This window comes from Novosphingobium sp. GW835-FHT14H07, from assembly GCF_058793515.1.
Map to the genome: position 1 here is coordinate 1 of NZ_JBXAFX010000022.1, position 18,741 is coordinate 18,741.

14 protein-coding genes and 1 pseudogene are annotated in these 18,741 nt (G+C 63.6%); 5 read left to right on the plus strand and 10 right to left on the minus strand.

Annotated features, from left to right (window positions below):
- Positions 1 to 77, minus strand: a pseudogene (locus tag AC1Q5P_RS16590) (electron transfer flavoprotein subunit beta/FixA family protein); the annotation flags it as partial.
- Between the two features lie 201 nt (positions 78 to 278).
- On the opposite strand from AC1Q5P_RS16590, the gene AC1Q5P_RS16595 reads away from it, so the two are divergent.
- Positions 279 to 893, plus strand: coding sequence for a thioredoxin family protein (locus AC1Q5P_RS16595; protein WP_039336340.1), 615 nt, complete (start codon positions 279 to 281; stop codon positions 891 to 893).
- Positions 894 to 969: 76 nt separating this feature from the next.
- Here the strand turns inward: AC1Q5P_RS16595 and AC1Q5P_RS16600 are convergent, their stop codons facing one another.
- The 3 genes from AC1Q5P_RS16600 to AC1Q5P_RS16610 form a co-directional block, all read right to left on the minus strand.
- Positions 970 to 3,384: a TonB-dependent receptor gene (locus AC1Q5P_RS16600; protein ID WP_492519543.1), complete on the minus strand. Its 2,415-nt coding sequence runs from the start codon at positions 3,382 to 3,384 to the stop codon at positions 970 to 972.
- A 387-nt stretch (positions 3,385 to 3,771) separates the two neighbouring features.
- Complete coding sequence (locus tag AC1Q5P_RS16605) at positions 3,772 to 4,827, minus strand: sugar phosphate isomerase/epimerase family protein (protein WP_062343281.1); 1,056 nt, start codon at positions 4,825 to 4,827, stop codon at positions 3,772 to 3,774.
- A 13-nt stretch (positions 4,828 to 4,840) separates the two neighbouring features.
- A complete protein-coding gene (locus AC1Q5P_RS16610) occupies positions 4,841 to 5,950 on the minus strand; it encodes a Gfo/Idh/MocA family protein (RefSeq protein WP_492519544.1) in 1,110 nt (369 codons plus the stop codon).
- A 157-nt stretch (positions 5,951 to 6,107) separates the two neighbouring features.
- Here AC1Q5P_RS16610 and AC1Q5P_RS16615 point away from each other — a divergent pair, with 157 nt between their 5' ends.
- Positions 6,108 to 6,782: a TetR/AcrR family transcriptional regulator gene (locus AC1Q5P_RS16615; RefSeq protein WP_039336348.1), complete on the plus strand. Its 675-nt coding sequence runs from the start codon at positions 6,108 to 6,110 to the stop codon at positions 6,780 to 6,782.
- An 18-nt stretch (positions 6,783 to 6,800) separates the two neighbouring features.
- Here the strand turns inward: AC1Q5P_RS16615 and galU are convergent, their stop codons facing one another.
- A complete protein-coding gene (gene galU, locus AC1Q5P_RS16620; protein WP_492477293.1) occupies positions 6,801 to 7,703 on the minus strand; it encodes a UTP--glucose-1-phosphate uridylyltransferase GalU in 903 nt (300 codons plus the stop codon).
- Between the two features lie 137 nt (positions 7,704 to 7,840).
- Between galU and murA the strand changes: the two genes are divergently transcribed.
- Complete coding sequence (gene murA / locus AC1Q5P_RS16625; protein WP_039336350.1) at positions 7,841 to 9,124, plus strand: UDP-N-acetylglucosamine 1-carboxyvinyltransferase; 1,284 nt, start codon at positions 7,841 to 7,843, stop codon at positions 9,122 to 9,124.
- A 10-nt stretch (positions 9,125 to 9,134) separates the two neighbouring features.
- Here murA and arfB read toward each other — a convergent pair whose 3' ends face one another.
- Genes arfB through pabB form a run of 4 tightly spaced genes read right to left on the minus strand, consistent with a single transcriptional unit; the run spans position 9,135 to position 13,174 of the window.
- Positions 9,135 to 9,548, minus strand: a complete 414-nt coding sequence (arfB, locus tag AC1Q5P_RS16630; protein ID WP_492477294.1) for an alternative ribosome rescue aminoacyl-tRNA hydrolase ArfB — start codon at positions 9,546 to 9,548, stop codon at positions 9,135 to 9,137.
- Position 9,549: 1 nt separating this feature from the next.
- A complete protein-coding gene (locus AC1Q5P_RS16635; RefSeq protein ID WP_370584357.1) occupies positions 9,550 to 10,230 on the minus strand; it encodes an RluA family pseudouridine synthase in 681 nt (226 codons plus the stop codon).
- Positions 10,230 to 11,399 (minus strand): pyridoxal phosphate-dependent aminotransferase, encoded by a 1,170-nt coding sequence (locus AC1Q5P_RS16640; protein ID WP_492477295.1) that lies wholly within the window; start codon positions 11,397 to 11,399, stop codon positions 10,230 to 10,232. The genes AC1Q5P_RS16635 and AC1Q5P_RS16640 overlap by 1 nt, the downstream gene beginning before the upstream one ends.
- A gap of 5 nt (positions 11,400 to 11,404) precedes the next feature.
- Complete coding sequence (gene pabB, locus AC1Q5P_RS16645) at positions 11,405 to 13,174, minus strand: aminodeoxychorismate synthase component I (protein ID WP_492519545.1); 1,770 nt, start codon at positions 13,172 to 13,174, stop codon at positions 11,405 to 11,407.
- 104 nt (positions 13,175 to 13,278) lie between these two features.
- Between pabB and AC1Q5P_RS16650 the strand changes: the two genes are divergently transcribed.
- Both AC1Q5P_RS16650 and AC1Q5P_RS16655 read left to right on the plus strand, forming a co-directional pair.
- Positions 13,279 to 14,853 (plus strand): helicase HerA-like domain-containing protein, encoded by a 1,575-nt coding sequence (locus AC1Q5P_RS16650; RefSeq protein ID WP_492519546.1) that lies wholly within the window; start codon positions 13,279 to 13,281, stop codon positions 14,851 to 14,853.
- A 235-nt stretch (positions 14,854 to 15,088) separates the two neighbouring features.
- A complete protein-coding gene (locus AC1Q5P_RS16655) occupies positions 15,089 to 15,415 on the plus strand; it encodes a hypothetical protein (RefSeq protein ID WP_492519547.1) in 327 nt (108 codons plus the stop codon).
- A gap of 657 nt (positions 15,416 to 16,072) precedes the next feature.
- On the opposite strand, the gene AC1Q5P_RS16660 is transcribed toward AC1Q5P_RS16655, so the two are convergent.
- Entirely contained in the window at positions 16,073 to 18,739 is a 2,667-nt protein-coding gene (locus AC1Q5P_RS16660; protein ID WP_492519548.1) for a M1 family metallopeptidase, read from the minus strand.
- Between the last annotated feature and the right edge of the window lie 2 nt (positions 18,740 to 18,741).

Consider the following 18,741-nt stretch of genomic DNA (forward strand, 5'->3'; position numbering starts at 1 on the left):
ACACCACTCCCATCCGCCTTCACACGTGGCTTCACGTTGTAGTCAATCACCCGCTTCACGCAGACCAGGGCTTTCATGCGTCGTGCTCCTGCCAATGCCATGCCGTTGATGCCAAAAGGCACCGGCTCGATCCTCGCGATGACGTGGAATGTGGGTGGTGTCCACGGTAAATTTGCAAAGGTGCAAAGCGAAACTTTGCAGTTGGCCCAAGGCGATCGGCATTTGGCCCGCGACGTGAAATAACGTAAAAGAATGGAGATTCTAATAAAGGAGAAGGGATGATGCTGAGACTCTCGCGCCAACTCGACTACGGCAAGCCCGCGCCGGATTTTTGCTTGCCGGATGTCGAAGGGCATCTGCGCAGCCTTGGCGACTATGCCGAAAGCCCTGCATTGCTGGTGGCCTTCATCTGCAATCACTGCCCGTTCGTGCTGCACGTGCTGGACGAATTCATTGCCTTCTCACGCGAGTACCAGCCCAAGGGTCTGCAGGTGGTGGCGATATCATCGAACTGGCCCGACGACTTTCCCGAGGACGACTATCCGCACATGCAGAAGCTGGCGGCGGAGAAGGACTTTCCGTTCCCCTATCTGCATGACGAAACGCAGGACGTGGCGCTGGCTTATAACGCGATCTGCACGCCGGATTTCTTCCTCTACGATCGCGAGCGGCTGCTCTATTACGCTGGCCAGTTCGATGCTAGCAGGCCGCAGATCAATCGCCCGCCGGTGCCGGGGCTGCCGCCGCTGCGAACGGACCTGCCGGTTACGGGCGAAGACATGCGGCGCGCCGCGGATGCGCTGCTGGCAGGAGATGCCGCACCGCAGCCGCAGCATCCAAGCGCCGGTTGCAGCATCAAGTGGCGACCGGGGAAGGACCCGTCCTGGGGTTGAGGCTCCGCAGATTGCAGGCAACAAAAAAGGGGAGCGGCGATGCGCTCCCCTTCTTAATTTGCGACCCGGTGTTGACTTAGAAGTCGACCGCAAGGCGGACGCCGTAGGTGCGCGGCGTACCGAACTGCCAGTTGAACACGTCGTCGTTCGGACCGGCAGAGGTGAAGCCGCCATAAGTCAGTGGACGTTCATTCTCGAGGTTCTTGGCAAAAGCCGTGATTGAGAAGCGTTCGTTCTCGGGCTTGTATTCGAGGCTGACGTCAGTCTGCGTGAAGGCGGTCTGCGTGCCATCCCGGTAGTTGTAGAAGTCAGTGAAGTACTTGCTCTTGAACGTGGTGTTTGCGCTGGCGCGCAGGGTCCCGCTGCTGCCGAAATCGAAGGTGTGATCATATCCTGCGGTGATCACCCATTCCGGCGAGAACGGGGGTCGGTTGCCTGCAAAATTCGGCTGCTGAACACCCGGAGCGACCGGATCGAGATCGCCGATGCCGTTGCGGCTGTTGCAGACGCTCTGCGGATTGCCGGCGGTGGGCAGGCAGAACACGTTGAACTGCGCGAACAGCTCCTTGTATTCGGCGTTCAGGTAATTGACCGAAGCATGGAAGCGGTCGTTGTCGCTCAACGCGAAGTCAGCCGAAGCTTCGATGCCCCAGATCTTGGCCTTGCCCGCGTTGAAGGTCTGGCCGCCGACGGTGGTGTCGAGCAGGACCGAGACCTGCAGGTCCTTGTAATCGTAGTAGAAGCCGCCGAGGTTGAACTGGTGCTGGCCCTTGTCGCCAAAGGTCTGCTTCCAGCCGAGCTCGTAAGCCGTGTTGGTTTCCGGCTTGTAGTCGCCCACGGAGTCGAAGCCACCGCCCTTGAAGCCGGTAGAGACCTTGGCGAACACGAGCGTGTCGCTGTTGGGCTTGTAGTTCAGGCTGGCAAGCCAGGTGATCTTGTCTTCCTTGCTGGAGAGCGGGAAGATCGTCTTGAACTTGAGGTCGGCAAAGTTCTTGGGGCTGATGGCGCCGTTGAACAGGAGCGGATCCGGCGGGCCTGCGCCGAACGGCGATGCATTGCGGTAAAGCGCATCGCGCGAGTTTTCGGTGTAGCGCAGGCCGCCGACAGCCGTAAGTGTTTCGCCGAGCGGTACTTCAACCTGACCGAAGGCCGACTTGCTCTCGCTGGTGATGTCGCGATCAAAGTAGGACAGCGTCACGACGTTCGGGCCGAAGGTGGTGACGAAGCTGCTTTCGGCGTTGACGGTCTCCTTGAAGTAGAATCCGCCGACCTGGTAGGTGATGCCGTTGACTTCACCGTTGAAGCGCAGCTCGTGGCTCTGCGTGCTGGTGCGCTGATCCCACCCGAACGAGCGGTAGGTGACCGGCAGCGTCAGGAACTGGCCCGGCGTACCTTCGAACTTGCGATAGCCGCCAATGTACGAGATCGTCAGGGCATCGCTGACTTCATAGGCCACGCGGCCGCGCAGGGCATAGGTGTCCTGCGAAAGCTTGCCGAGACCGAAGGCGGGCGCTGCATATTCCCCGCGATTGACGCCTGCGAGCAGGTTCGTTTCGTTGGGAATGCACAGGACCTGATTCAGTGAGGTCGCATAGAGCGGGGCTACGGCAGTGAAGCCCGAAGCCGTCGCGCAGCTGGCGTTTGTCGGGCGAACGCCGGTTGCATTGAGATCTGCTGACGCGAAAGCCTGCGGGGTGAATTCACGCTTGGCATATTCGCCAGCAAAATAGACCGTCAGCGCATCGGTCGGCTCGAGCTGGACCGAGCCACGCACGCCATAGGACTTGTTGTCGTCCGAACGGCCGCCTGCAAAGGCCGGATAATTGTAACCGCCGCCATTATAGGCAGCGCGAGCCGGGTGCTTGATGTAGCCATCATGCTCGTCATAGAAGCCGGCAACGCGGACGCCACCGATGTCACCCAAAGGAACGGTCACGCCGCCGTCAAGGCGCACGGCGTTGTAGTTGCCATAGCTGGCCGAGGCGTTGGCGGCGAATTCCTTGCCCGGCTTGCGGGTGATGAAGTTGATGGCTCCGCCGGTGGAGTTGCGGCCGTAGAGCGTACCCTGCGGGCCGCGCAGCACTTCGACGCGATCGAGATCGAACAGCGCGATGCTGAGCGCCTGAGGGCGGTTCATGTATTCGCCATCGATGTTCACGACGACCGAGGTATCCTGCGATTCGTCGTTAGAGTTGGTGCCGACGCCGCGGACGGTGACCTTGATGGTGCCCTGATCCTGGTTGAGCTGGACGGCGGGCGCGATCTTGCCGATGTCGTTCATGTTCGAGAAGCCGGCCTGCTGCAGCTGCTCGGCATTCACCACGTTGATCGCGATCGGAACGTCGTTGACGTTCTGCGCGCGGTTCTGCGCAGTCACGATGATGACGTTGGGATCTGCCTCTTCGGCCGCTTCCTGTGCATGGGCGGGCAGGGCGAGAGCCAGCGCGCAGGCGCTCGCCAAAAGGGTGCGGGTGTACAGGGTCTTGGGCATGATTTTCAGTTCCTCCCCAGGTGGCGCCACGTTGGGCGTGGCAGCGTGTTAGCAGATTAGAATCTAAAAAACTAGAACCTAAATTCTATTGGTGGAAATGTTCTGACACCTTGCGGCATTTTTGCCACGGAGAGCTCAAATGAGGCTCTGTGCGATCTGCTTCTGACGCCGGCCCATCATACAGTAAAATACCAAGCTTTGCCTTTGCCATAGTCTGAGACTCTGGAAGGCAGATATATCCGCCGGTGCTGCAAAGCTACGCGCCATGACTTGATACACAAAGGAAACAAATTTCATGGAAGGTCATTCATCGCGTAGATGCGATTGGGCAAAAAGAAGGCGCCGCCGATCGTCTCGGCGGCGCCCCGATGATGAAGGGTTGATGGTTCAGCTAATTCCCATCAGCTTCGCGTTGAGAGAGCGATCCGCACCTCCAGCGGCGAAATCATCAAAGGCATGCTCGGTGACCTTGATGATGTGGCGGTCGATGAAGGGTGCTCCCTCGGCCGCGCCGACCTCAGGATGCTTCAACGCGCATTCCCATTCCAGCACGGCCCAGCCGGCATAATCATTCGCGGCCATCTTGCTGAAGATGCCGGGGAAATCGACCTGTCCATCTCCCAGAGAGCGGAAGCGTCCGGGCCGATCGACCCACGACTGGTAGCCGCCATAGACACCCGAGCGCCCGTTGGGCCGGAATTCGGCGTCCTTCACGTGGAAGCACTTGATGCGCTCATGGTAGATGTCGATGAAGGCCAGGTAATCGAGCTGCTGCAGCACGAAGTGGCTGGGATCGTAGAGGATGTTGGCGCGCGGATGGTTGCCGACGCGTTCGAGGAACATCTCGAACGTCACGCCGTCGTGAAGGTCCTCGCCGGGATGAATCTCGTAGGCCACGTCGACGCCGTTCTCGTCGAACACGTCGAGAATCGGCTTCCAGCGGCGGGCGAGCTCGTCGAAAGCGTCTTCGACGAGACCGGCCGGGCGCGCGGGCCAGGGATAGAAATAGGGCCAGGCAAATGCGCCGGAGAACGAGGCGTGCGCCTTCAAGCCGAGATTGGCGCTGGCCTTGGCCGCATGCTTCATCTGCTGCACGGCCCATTCCTGCCGAGCGGCGGGGTTGTTGTGGACCGCTTCCGGGGCAAAGCCATCGAACTGCGCGTCAAAGGCAGGGTGCACGGCCACGAGCTGACCCTGCAGGTGGGTCGAAAGCTCGGTGATCTCCAGCCCCTTGTCGGCGAGCATGCCCTTGATCTCGTCGCAGTAGGTCTGGCTGGTCGCAGCCTTCTCCAGATCGAACAGGCGTCCGTCCCAGCTGGGAATCTGAATGCCCTTGTACCCGAGCCCCGCCACCCAGTCGGCGATGGTCTCGAGGCTGTTGAACGGCGCGGCGTCGCCCGCAAACTGGGCAAGGAAGATGCCGGGGCCCTTGATGGTCTTCATGGCGGATTACTCCTTAGAGCTTGACCCAGCCGGCGTTGTCGCGGCTGGCGGAAACGGCGGTGTCGATGAAGGTCATGCCGCGCACGCCTTCTGCGATACCGGGCAGGAGCAGGGCGCTTTCGCCGCGCACGAGGGCGGCAAAATCGCGATAGAGGTTGGCGAAGGCTTCGAGATATCCTTCGGGATGGCCTCCGGGCGTGCGGGTGCGCGATGCTGCATCGCCGCCGAGAACGCCAGTGCCGGAGCGGACGAGGGTGCAGGTGCCATCGAGCCGGTTGATCGTGAGAGTGTTCGGCTCTTCCTGCTTCCAGGTCACGCCACCCTTGTCGCCATAGGCGCGGATGCGCAGGCCGTTGAGTTCGCCGACCTCGATCTGGCTGGCGAGGAGGACACCTCGCGCACCGTTGTCGAAACGCAGGAGGATCGAGCAGTCATCATCGAGCAGGCGGCCGGGCACGACTGCGCCCAGATCGGCCAGCAGTTCGGTGACGCGCAGGCCTGTGACGAATTCGGCAAGCTGAAATGCATGCACCCCGATGTCGCCGATGCAACCGCCGAGACCGGCCTTGGCAGGATCGACGCGCCATTCGGCCTGCTTGCCAACGGCCTCGCCAGCAAGCCAGCCTTGTGGATATTCGACGACGACCTTCCGGATGGTGCCGATCTCGCCAGCGGCAATGCGGGCGCGAGCTTCGCGGACCAGCGGGTAGCCGGAGTAGGTGTAGGTCACGCCAAAGGGCTTGCCCGCGGTATCGACAAGCGTGGCCAGTTCATGCGCTTCGGCAAGCGTGGCGGTGAGCGGCTTGTCGGTAATGACCGGATAACCCGCAGCCAATGCAGCACGGGCGGAGGGCAGGTGGTTGTGGTTGGGCGTGACGATCGAGACGAAGTCGATCCCGTCCTCCCGCGCCGCTTCGGATGCGAACATGGCGTCGAGCGAGGGATAGGCGCGGGCAGGATCAATACGGTAGCTCCCGCCCGCTGCAGCGCTGCGTGCGGCATCGCTGGAGAAGACGCCGGCGACGAGCTCTATCTCGCGGTCCAGTTCCGCTGCAAAGCGGTGCACTGGCCCGATGAACGCCCCCGGACCACCACCGATCATTCCCATCCTCAACCGACGCATCGATATCTCCAATTTTTAGAAAGTCTGTTCTATTTTGAAAATCCAAGGGGTCAAGCGCGAGTACGCCGATTGACCATCGCCTTTCCCGTCAAATCGTGCAACAAACCGCCCACACATTCTAGAATACGAATTTCCTTTAAGGGCGAACGGGTAAGCAATGGCACGAGGCGCAAACGGGCAGGCCGAAGAAGCGGAACTGGCAGTGGAAACGGTCAGCCGAAAGCCACAGCAGGGCCGCAGCAAGGCGTCGCTCGAGCGGATGCTGAACGCGGCGCGCGAACTCATGCTGGAGCGCGGCAGCGAGGACTTCACGCTGCAGGATGTGAACCAGAAGGGCAACGTCTCCATCGGTTCAATCTACCTGCGTTTCCAGAGCAAGGACAATCTCGTGCGCGCTGTGATCGCGCGGGCGCTCGAGGATATCGCGGCGGACGAAGAGGCGATGGTCGCCGATGTCCTGGCGCAGTCGCCCACGCTCGACGAATTCATGCCGCGCTATGTGGCGGGATATGCCGAAGTGCTGCGAGTCAATGCGCCGCTGCTGCGCCTGGCGATGGAGCGGGCGACCTTCGACCCGCTCGTATCGAAGCCCGGCAAGGATCACGCCTTGCGCGCAACCCAGCGCGGCATGGACGCGATGCTGCGGTATCGCGAGACGTTTGGCGGCACGGACCACGAGACCAAGGCCAACTCGGCCTACAAGATCGTCTTCGCCACGATGGCACGCCAGCTCAGCCTCGGCTCCTCGGGCGAAGCGGCGCATGATTATGACTGGGAAGTCCTGAAGCGCGAACTCGGCCGGATGTGCCTGGCCTACCTTCGCGCTCCATGACGGGGGACGGGCCGAAGTTCAGCCTTCGGCCAACAGCCGCTTCATGATCGCGCGGACATCGCCGGCCATGTCTGGACGTTCAAGCGCCAGCGCCAGCGTGGCCTCGACGAAGCCGGTTTTGCTGCCACAGTCGAAGCGGCGTCCGTCAAACTTCACGGCGTGGAAGGGCTGCTGGCCGATCATCCGCGCCATGGCGTCGGTCAGCTGGATTTCACCGCCCGCGCCTTTCTCCTGGCTTTCGAGCGTGCGCATCACTTCCGGCTGGAGAATGTAGCGGCCAGAGATGATCAGGTTCGAAGGCGCATCCTCGCGCCTCGGCTTCTCGACCAGGCCGGTCACTTCGGTGAGGGAATCCGAAACCCGATTGCCGGGCGCAATCACGCCATAGCTGGACACTTCCTCCTGCGGGACTTCGAGCACGGAGATGAGATTGCCGCCCACTTCGTTGTAGGCATCGACCATCTGCTTCATGCAGCCGCCCTTGCCGCCGGGCTCGCCGACCATCATCTCATCAGGGAGGAAGATAGCGAATGGTTCGTTGCCGACGACCGCGCGGGCGCACCAGATGGCGTGGCCCAGACCCATCGGCACCTGCTGGCGCACAGTAACGAGATTGCCCGGCAGGATGCGGGTGGGCTCCAGCACCTCGAGCGCCTTGCCGCGATCGGACATGGTGTGTTCGAGTTCGTAGGCGGTGTCGAAGTGTTCGACGATGGCGGTCTTTCCGCGGCCAGTCACGAAGATGAGCTGTTCGATTCCGGCCTCGCGCGCTTCATCCACCGCGTACTGGATCAACGGGCGGTCGATCACTGGCAGCATTTCCTTGGGGATCGCCTTGGTGGCGGGCAGAAAGCGGGTGCCAAGCCCTGCTACCGGAAAAACGGCCTTGCGGATCGGCTTTCGCGAAGTGTCGGAACTCATTTGTCAGCCAATATCCATGCTTTGTTGCATCCTCATGATGCACTGCACAATTACTAAGTGAAAATGTCAAGCACGCCTCGTCACGTTATCGTATGCCCCAAGCTTGCACCGCCCTGAAAACCGGATAAACGGCAGCGATGGACAAGATCATCATCCGTGGCGGCAAGCGCCTTTCGGGAACGGTGCCGGTCTCCGGCGCCAAGAATTCGGCCCTTACGCTGCTGCCCTGCGCGCTGCTGACCGATGAGCCGGTGACCCTGCGCAACCTGCCGCGCCTGGCAGACATCGACGGCTTCCAGCACCTGATGAACCAGTTCGGGGTTTCCACGTCGATCGCAGGCGCGCGCCCCGAGGACTTCGGCCGCGTGATGACGCTGCAGGCGACCCGCCTGACGTCGTCGGTCGCGCCCTATGATCTGGTGCGCAAGATGCGCGCGTCGATCCTCGTGCTTGGCCCGATGCTGGCCCGTGCGGGCGAGGCGACGGTTTCGCTGCCGGGGGGCTGCGCCATCGGCAACCGCCCGATCGACCTGCACCTCAAGGCGCTTGAAGCACTGGGCGCGACGATCGAACTGGCTGCCGGTTACGTCCGCGCAATTGCGCCTGACGGTGGCCTGCCCGGTGGGCGCTATTCGTTCCCCGTCGTCTCTGTCGGGGCGACCGAGAATGCGCTGATGACCGCCGTGCTGTGCAAGGGCAAGTCCACCCTGCACAACGCCGCGCGGGAGCCGGAAATCGTCGACCTGTGCAACCTGCTGGTGGCGATGGGCGCGCAGATCGAAGGCATTGGCACTTCGGACCTGACGATTCATGGCGTCGACCGCCTGCACGGCGCAACCTACATGGTCATGCCCGATCGCATCGAGGCCGGCTCCTATGCCTGCGCCGCTGCGATCACAGGTGGCGAGGTCATGCTGCAGGGCGCTCGCATAGAGGACATGGAAGCGACCGTGCAGGCGCTGCGCGATGCCGGTGTGCACGTCGAGCCGCGCAAGGGCGGGCTGTTCGTTGCAGCGGAAGGTCCGTTGAAGCCGGTCACGCTCTCGACCGCGCCGTACCCCGGCTTTGCTACCGACATGCAGGCGCAGCTGATGGCCATGCTGTGCCTGGCCAAGGGTTCCTCGGTGCTGACCGAGACGATCTTCGAGAACCGCTACATGCACGTGCCCGAGCTCAATCGCATGGGCGCACGGATCGAAACCAAGGGCCGCACCGCCGTGGTCCACGGCGTCGACAAGCTGACCGGCGCGGAAGTGATGGCAACGGATTTGCGCGCTTCGATGAGCCTGGTCATTGCCGGTCTTGCAGCCGAGGGCGAGACGCAGGTCCACCGCCTCTACCACCTCGACCGCGGTTATGAGCGGCTCGAAGAGAAGCTCTCGCTGCTCGGCGCCGAGATCGATCGCGTCGGGGGCGACTGAGGGGCGGCGATCAATCCAGCCGGACCTTGCCGCGTCCGGCCTTTACCGCGCCCCTGATCTTCTTGCCCGCTAGCCGCTCGGTCTTGCCGACGCGGTTTAGGCGGGACTTGGCGCGCTTCTGCGGCAGGTTGCAGGCTTCGCGCAGCAGTTCTGACAGCCGCTTCCTTGCATCCTCGCGGTTCTGTTCCTGCGTGCGATAGTTGCGCGCGGTCAGCACGATCTCGCCTTTCGCGGTCATCTTGCTGCCCGCCAGCGTCTTGAGGCGGTGGAAGATCTCCGGCGGCAGGCGCAGCATGAAGACGTCGAGCCGCAGTTGCACGGCGGTTGCCACCTTGTTGACGTTCTGCCCGCCCGGCCCGGCCGAGGCGATGAAGCTCTCCTCGACCAGCGTCAGCGCATGGGCGACGAGAGCATCGGGCGACATGTCAGGCCTCGGTTTCCGGTTGTTCTGCTATTGGCAGCTCGAAGGCGAAGGCTGCGAAGTCGAGCGGCATCGGTGAATAGGCGTCGATCGGCGGCTTGCCTTCGCGCTTCACCACGAGTTCCGAAGCATGGAGCATCGTGCGCCAGGCAAGCTTCCCGTCACCATAAATCGGATCGCCGACAAGCGCGTGGCCCAGCCCCGCAAGTGCGTGGATGCGGATCTGGTGGGTGCGCCCGGTTTCGGGGCGAAATTCGACCAGCGTCATGCCCGGCTTGCGCGACAGCACCTTCCAGTGCGTGACGGCGGGCTTGCCCTTCCTGGCAGGGATCATGCGCCAGCCCTTTTCGGCCGAGCTGATCTTGGACAGGGCGAGTTCGATCGTGCCGCTTTCGCCCTGCACTTCGCCGGCAACGATGCCGAGATAGACCTTCTCCACCTCGCGCGCTTCGAAGGCGGCCGAAAAGCGCTTCAGTGCCTTGGGATTGCGAGCGAGGAGCAGGCAGCCGGAGGTATCCTGATCAAGCCGGTGGACAGGTTGCGGTTCGCGCTGGAAGCCGAAGCGCAAGGCGTCGAGATGGTTCTCGAGACTGTCGCCACCGGCGCGCGGAGGATCGAGCGGCAATCCTGCCGGCTTGTCAATCACCAGCGCTTCACCGTCTTCGAACAGGATGGAAAAGTCGATCACGCTACCGCCTTTGCAATACGCCGCAGCGCTTCTTCGAGTTTTGCTTCGTCCGCCGCGAAGCTGATGCGAAAACCGTCCTTGCCGCCGAATGCCGAGGCCGGGACGACTGCCACGCCGCATTCGAGCAGGTGGAGGCACAGTGCCTCGTCATCTCCGAAACGCGCCATCAGCGGGGTGGCATCGACCATGCAATAAAATGCGCCGTCTGGGATCGGGGTGGACAGGCCGGGTATCGCGTTGATGCTGGCACAGACCATGTCCCGCCGCGCGCGGAAGCGTTCGCGCCAGTCCAGCAGAAACTCCTGAGGGCCTTCGAATGCGGCAACGGCGGCTGCCTGGGAGATTGAGGCCGGGTTGCCCGATGAGTGCGACTGCAGGCGCCCCATCGCGCCGATGAGCCAAGCCGGGCCCGCCGAAACGCCGATGCGGAAGCCGGTCATCGCGTGGCTCTTGGATACGCCGGAAACAGTCAGGATGCGGTCGGCAAGGTCCGGGCATTCCACCGCCAGCGTGGCATGGAGGCCCTCGCCATAGCGCAGCGGCGCATAGATATCGTCGCTCATCACCAGCACACGCGGGTGGCGGCGCAGGACTTCGCCCAGCGCGCGCAGTTCCTCGGCCGGGTAGGTCGCGCCGGTCGGGTTGCCGGGGCTGTTGAGCAGCAGCCAGCGGGTGGCGGGCGTGATCGCCGCTTCAAGCTGGGCAGCGGTGATGCGGAATCCGCCTGCGGCATCGGTCGGCAGGTCCAAGACTTCGGCGCCGGCAAAGCGCACGATTTCGGGATAACTCACCCACCACGGGGAGGGGATCAGCACTTCGTCGCCCGGATCGAGCGTGGCGAGCAGGGCGTGGAAGATCGCCTGCTTGCCGCCTGCGCTGACGATGATCTGCGAGGGCGGAACTGCGATGCCAAGGTCGCGCTTGAAATGCAGCGCGGCGGCCTCGCGCAACCGCTGCGTGCCGACGACGGCGGTATATTTCGTGTCGCCTGCGTCGAGCGCGTCCTTGGCGGCCTCTACGACGTGGGCGGGCGTGGCGAAGTCCGGCTCGCCCACCGAGAGCGAGATCACGTCGCGGCCTTCGGCGCGAAGCTGGATGGCGCGGTCGGTGATGGCGGTGGTGCGCGATGGCGCGATGCGCGCGAGGGCTTTTGATAGCTGGGTCATGAGAGTCAGGAGCCGAGCAGGCGCGCCGGGATCAACCCGCGCAGGGCGTTGCCGACGAGGAAGCCGCCTGCGAGATCGTCAAGCGTCAGGTCAGCCTCGACGGCCCGTCCGGCCTCGATCAGCGAGCGGCGTAGCACGCCCGGCAGCAGGCCGAGGTCGGCGCGCGGGGTGAGTAGCTTGCCATCGCGTTCGACGAACAGGTTGGTGAAGGTGCCTTCGGTGAGCAGGCCATCATCGCGCAGGAACAATGCCTCGCCGGCCCCGGACTTGTTCGCGGCAGCCAGGCCTGCTTCGTAGAAGCCGCGGTCGGTAGTCTTGTGGCGCAGGCGCCAGTCTCCGTCCGAAACCGGCAGCGGCAAGACTGCGCAAGTCAGGCTTTCGAGCGGCGCGGGCATGTCACTGGCATCGAGCGCATGGGCACCGCCCCTGGAGGCCACCAGCCGCACCTTGGACGGCTTGTCGAGATCGAAGCACAGCGCATGGATCGCATTGCGCACGGCGTGGCGATCGAAGCTGAAGCCCAAGGCCAGTGCGCTCGCCTTCATGCGTTCGAGGTGCAGTTCGAGCAGTTCGATGCCCTTGGCGGGATCGAAGGCCATCGTTTCGATCAGATCGGCATGGCCGGCAGACAAGCGCAAGAAATTCCCCTTCACCACGCATTCGCGCCATTCGCCGATCATTGCGGAATCGGCGACCACGGCCGAGCCCACGCCCATCACGGCGCGACCATCGGGCGAGAGGCGCACCGTGCGGATTGCCACATTGAACGCGGCATCGCCAGAGGGGTCTATCCGTCCGATCGAACCGCAATAAGCCCCGCGCGCATCACGCTCTGCCTGGTGGATGATCTCCATGGCGCGGATCTTGGGCGCGCCGGTGATCGAGCCGCAGGGGAAGATGGCGCGCAGGAGGCTGCGCACGTCCTGGCCAGAATCCAACTCTGCCCGAACTGTCGTGACCATCTGGTGAACTGTGGGGTAACTCTCGATGGCAAACGGGGCTTCGACACGGACCGAACCGGGGCGCGAAACGCGCGACAGATCGTTGCGCATGAGATCCACGATCATCAGGTTCTCGGCGCGATCCTTAACGCTGGCCGAGAGGTCCGCCTTGAACCGCGCGTCCTCTTCCGGGGTGCTCCCTCGCGGAGCCGTGCCCTTCATCGGGCGGACGCGGGCTTCCCCGCCCGAGAGCTTGAAGAACAGTTCGGGCGAGAACGAGAGGTGCCAGTGCGCGCCGTCCCAGATCACGCCGCCATAGCCTGCCCGGGCATCGCGGCGGACATCGGCATAGATCGCCAGCGGATCGCCGTCCCACGTGCCGGCGAGCGGGAAGGTGAGGTTGGCCTGGTAGATGTCTCCGGCGCGGATCGCTTCCTGCACCTGGGCAAAGGCCTTGGCATAGCCACCGGAAGAGATGGCCGCGCCCATCGGGCCGAGCCTCCCGGAGCCCGTGGCGGTTGCGGCGAGCCAGCGTTCGACGGCGGCGCTGGCCATGCGCGTGACCTTCCCGAACCGGGCGAACCACACCAGCGGGCCTGCCGCGCCGGTGCGCTCTGCCGCCAGAGGGGCAAGGCGCGGTTCGAGCGCCAGCCCGGCCTCGTAGGCAAGGTAGCCCGCCCAATCGCCCGGTGTGGCGGCGATCTGCGCCAGCGCGGCCTCGACTTCATCGGCCCGGCGCGCAACGACAAGTTCGCGCACGTCCTCATAGAGGCGCGCGTCGCTGGCGCCTTCGGTTCGGGCATCGTCGAGCAGGATGAAAGGGGCGCGGGTCATTGCTTGCGAGCGCGCTCTAGCCGTTCCCCGCTCCGGATGCAAAAACCCCTCGCAAGGGGCGCGGCTGCGTCTTAGTCTCAGGCCAAATCGATGGGGTGCTGTGCATGGACGATATATACCTTGGCCTCGGTTCCAACGGCGAACGGCAGGTGCTGCGCCTTGGCCGCGCCAACCGCCACGGGCTGATCGCGGGGGCGACCGGCACCGGCAAGACGGTGACGCTGCAGGGCATTGCCGAACAGTTCTCGGCGCGCGGCGTACCCGTGTTCATGGCCGACGTGAAAGGCGACCTTGCGGGCATCGCCATGCCCGGAAGCCCGACCTTCAAGCACGCCGCTTCCCTCGAATCGCGGGCCAAGGAACTGGGCATCGAGGACTATGCCTATTCCGACAATCCGGCAGTGTTCTGGGACCTCTATGGCGAATCTGGCCATCCCATCCGCACGACCATCTCCGAAATGGGCCCGCTGCTGCTGGCGCGGCTGATGGGCCTCAACGAGACGCAGGAAGGCGTGCTCAACATCGCCTTCCGCTATGCCGACGACAATGGCCTGCTGCTGATCGACCTGCCCGATCTGCAATCCGTTCTCGTCGCCTGTGCCGAGAACGCCAGTGCGCTTGCCACGCGTTACGGCAATGTCTCCAAGGCCAGCGTCGGCACGATCCAGCGGCAATTGCTGGCGTTCGAGAGCCAAGGGGCGGACCGCTTCTTCGGCGAACCCGCGTTCGAGGTGAACGATTTCCTCAAGGTGGACGAGCAGGGGCGCGGCATGGTCAACGTGCTCGCCGCCGACAAGCTGATGCAGAGCCCCAAGCTCTACGCCACGTTCCTGCTGTGGCTGCTGTCCGAACTGTTCGAGGCGCTGCCCGAAGTGGGCGATCCGGAAAAGCCGTGCCTGGTGTTCTTCTTCGACGAGGCGCACCTGCTGTTCGACGATGCCCCGCAGGCGCTGATGGAGAAGGTGGAGCAGGTGGTGCGCCTGATCCGCTCGAAGGGCGTGGGCGTCTATTTCGTCACGCAGAACCCGATCGACATTCCGGAGAAGATCGCAGGCCAGCTCGGCAACCGCGTGCAGCATGCCCTGCGCGCGTTCACCCCGCGCGACCAGAAGGCGATCCGCGCGGCGGCCGAGACCTTCCGCATCAACAAGGACCTCGATGTCGAAACGGTCATCACCGAACTGAAAGTGGGCGAAGCGCTGGTCTCGACGCTGGACGACGATGGCGCGCCCTCGGTGGTGCAGCGCACGCTGATCGCCCCGCCGCGCTCGCGCCTCGGGCCGCTCAGCCCGAAGGAGCGGGCGGTGATCCAGTCGGTCAGCCCGTTCGATGGCAAGTACGATAAGGCAGTGAACCGCGAATCCGCCGCCGAAGTTCTGGCGCAGAAGGCGGCTGACGCGGCAGCGGCTGCGCAGCAGGTGGAAGAGCAGGGCGAAGAAGCACAACGCGCCTCCCCGCGCCGGACCACGACGATGTGGGAGAAGGCTGGCAAGGCGGCGGCGGGCGCGGTGGCGTCATCCGCAGGCGCAGTGATCGCCGCCAGCATCACCGGCAAGAAATCCCGCGCGGCACCGGTGGCATCGGGCGTGACCGCGATGGTTGGCTCGATCGCGACGTCGATCGGCGGCGAAGCCTTGGGCCGCTTCGCGCGGGGGATTTTGGGTGGGTTGTTGCGTTAGGGCTTGGACTGCGTGGGCGATTCCGTGTTGGCTGAGCTGGCAGGTATCCGGCACTTTACGGTGAAAGCAGGCTTTCCGGATAAGACGCCATAGCGGACTGAAACCCGTGACACGGATACGCCCCCATTGCAGACGCGGAAGCATTGCGGTCCATCCCGACGCATGCAAGCCTGCGGTGCCAGCCGGACAAAAAATCAGGAGTATTTCTACCATGGGATGGAAGTGGACAGTTTGGGTGGCTGCGCTGATCGGACTGGCTTCATGTCAAAAAAACGAAAGCATTGAGTACAAGTCATTCGAGAAGAGATACAATGCATGCTTTCGTATCGGTCCAGTTATATTTGATGCACATAACGAGAAGGATGCCTATAAAGGGTCAATAATGAGAGAAGGTCTGGCAAACTACATGAATGATAATGAAATAGACATCGAGTTTAGAAACATAAACGCAGATGATATTTATGATGTTTACTGCAATAAAATTTTTATAGGACGCTACGCAATAGCTCCAGGGGAAGTGCCGACCTATAAGATCAATGCAGACCCGTTCGTTTCCAATTAGAGAAAGTTCCGACCATCCGGCTTCCGATCGTGAGGTAAGTCCGCTTCCTGCCCCAAAGCAGTCTACACGCTCTCAGCATTGAGGACCCAAAACCCGTCGTCCCGGACTTGATCCGGGACTTGGCTTTTCTTCGTCAGTGTTTGGCCGGAAAGAAGCCCAGCCCCGTGTCAAGCACGGGGCGACGGTTGGGTTGGCTGAGGAAATATGCACTCCCTGCCCAGTTGCCGCCGTTCGGTCCGCTGTCAGCCATCCGAAATAGCGCTCGTCCATTCAGGCCGGTATTTGCCCGCGCTGCCCCGCTTTTCGTCATTGCGAGCCGTTGACATTCCAGTGCGGTTCGGGCCGGCTCTGGATTGCTTAGCTCTGAGATGATTCTGGAGGGCTAAGTTAACCAACCCCATCCGCTCACCCTGAGCTTGTCGAAGGGTGCTGGCGCAACCGTTGCGCCGGGTGCTTCGACAGGCTCAGCATGAGCGGGGTGGGTTTGGCGGGCAGCTCCTGTTCCAAGCCGCAATGATCGTGGCCCGTAATGCCCCTCCCCCTTGAGGGGGAGGTTGGGTGGGGGTGTACCACGGCGAGCGTGGACGCTCGGCTTTGCCTCGCTCCCCCACCCCCAACCCCTCCCCGGCGGGGAGGGGGATGAGTCAGCGTTCGGTATTACCTCCCCTTCGCGTTCTGCCAGTCGGTCAGGCCCTTGATGAACTGCGGGCGGGTGCGAGCCTTTTCGGTCAGCACGCCGATCACGCGGTCCACCGGGCGGGCGGCTTCGGCGGGAACGGTCGCCTTGAACGCCTTGAGCTTCTCGATCATCGCCGGATCGTTCGACTGCCCGCCGAGGCTGGCGATGAACGTGACGCGGCTCTGCGCATCGACCAGCGATTCGATCTTCTCGCGGTTGGCCAGCGCGAAGTCGTAGGTCTCGTCCGGGTGCAGGCCTGCCGAGGCGACGATCATCGCCGCGCTGGTGGTCTTGCCGGGCGCGTCGGTCAGCGCAAGCTCACGCGCCGCCTTGGCCAGCGCGGCATCGGCAGGGCGGCCCAGCAGGGTGTAGAGGAACTGGCGTTCCACCGCGCTGTTGCTGGCCGCAGCCATGGCCTTGATCGCGTCCCAATCGGCCTTGGTGGCATTGCGGGCAACGATGTTGAGCCAGGTCGTCTTGAGTGGGCCGTCCAAGGCCTTGGGGTTGCTGGCGAGCATGGCGAAGCGGCGACGCGCTTCGGCCACGACGTCGGCATCGCCCATGGTGCCGAAGCCCGAGATCAGCGTCGAGCGCAGGTCGGCATCGCGCAGCGGCTCATCGGCCTTGGGCTCGAAGCCCAGCGCCATGAGGCGCGGCTTGTAGGTTCCGGCGACCTTGCCATAGAGCTTCTTCTGCGCGGCAGGATCCTTGTCGAGCACGCGCCACGCGCCGACGAAATCGCCGAAGGCATTGCCGAGCACCACCGGATTGGCATTGCCGGGGATCGCGGCAAGCAGATCGAACGCCGGACCATAGGGCTGGTAGCCGCTCGACGAGAGCGCCAGGTTGTCGGCAACCAGGCCCATCTGGTCGACAGGCTGCAGCGTCGGCATCGCCTTCTTCAGCGAAGTCAGCATCTGCGGCGTGTAGAGCGAGCGGTAGTAACCAAGCTGGCCGGCGTTGATCACGATCGGGCCGCAGCCGTTGACCGTTACCGTCGCCTTGCCGCCATCGAGGATGGTGCGCACCGGCTCGCCGGAACCGGCCGAGACGATCAGCGGCACCTTCCACTGCTGCGGCTTGGCGGCGACTTCGTCCTTGCGGTCGACGCTGAATTCGCTCTGCTGCAGCGTCAGCGTGGAAACGCCCTTCTTGCAGGTCATGCCCGTCACCTTGACCAGCGGGATGCCGGGCTTGGTGGTGAAATCGGTGGCGATGGCGGTGAGGCCGGGAGCGCCGGCCTTCTCGATTGCCTGCCACAGGTCCTTCGAGCGGGTGTTGCCGAACTTGTGATCGCGCATGTAGGCGCGCAGGCCATCGCGCCACACGTTTTCGCCCGCGAACGCCTCGAGCATCGAGATGACCGCTTCGCCCTTCTGGTAGGTGATCGCGTCGAAGGCCTGGTTGGTCTCGTCGACGGTCTTGATCTCCTGCACGATCGGGTGCGTGGTCTTGAAGCCGTCGAGGCCCATCGCCGCATCGCGCCCGTTGACCCGCTCGAGCAGCGGGAACCAGTCGGGGTGGAAGTGCGCGGTGGCCTTGGTTTCCATCCAGCTGGCAAAGCCCTCGTTCAGCCAGAGGTCTTCCCACCAGGCCATGGTCACGAGGTTGCCGAACCACTGGTGCGCCACTTCGTGCGCCTGCGTGGTGACGATGTTCTGGCGGGCAGCAGCGCTGGTGATGGCGGGATCGTTGAGCAGGATGCGCTCGAACGTCAGGATCGCGCCCCAGTTTTCCATGGCCGAGAAGAACTGCGACTGGCCGGGTGCGGCGATGTTGTCGATCTTGGGCAGCGGGTAGGGCTGGCCGAAGTATTCGGAATAGTAGGGGATCAGCGGCGCGAGTTCGTCCAGCGCGAAACGGGCCTGCTCGCCGCTGCCCTTGGGCGCGACGATGCCAGCCTGAACGCCGGGTGCGGCTTCCTTGGTCATCCGCTCCCAGTCGCCCAGGCCGAAGAACAGCAGGTACGAAGACATCTTCGGGCTGGTGCCGAAGGTCACGCGCTTCATGCCACCCGCGAGCTGCTCTTCCTTGGCGATCGGCATGTTGCTGACGGCCATCTGCGTGGCCGGCACGGTGGCGGAAAGGTCGAACGTCGCCTTGTAGATCGGCTCGTCGAACATCGGGGCGAAGCGGCGGGCGTCGGGCGCTTCGAACTGCGTGAACAGGCCGCGCACCTCCTTGCCGGTCACCTTGTCAGGGTAATCGAGCGCGAAGAGGCCATTGGCCTGCGTGTTGATGATCCCCGAATAGCTGGTGTCGAGCCGGTACTTGCCGGGCTTCAAGGGTGCGGCGGCGGTGAAGGTTGCGGTCTGGCTCTTGGCGTCCATCGTCACGGTGACGGGCATGGCTGCGCCGCCTGCGGGCGTGAGCGTGGCGGTGGCGATCTTCAGGTCGAGCGCGTGGAGCGTCAGCGCGGGCGTGGCTTCGGTGACTTCGAGATCGACCGAGGAGGTGCCGGTGAAGGTCAGCGCCTTGGCATCCGGGGTGATCGAGATGGTGTAGTGCGAGGGGTGCGCCACGCGCGGCAGGTCGGTGTGGACGCCCGCTGCAGCCGAAGGATTGAGCGGCGCCTGCGCCGTGGCGGGGACGGCAACGGTCGCAACAGCGAGAGCGAAAGCGGAAACAAGTGAAATGGTACGCATGC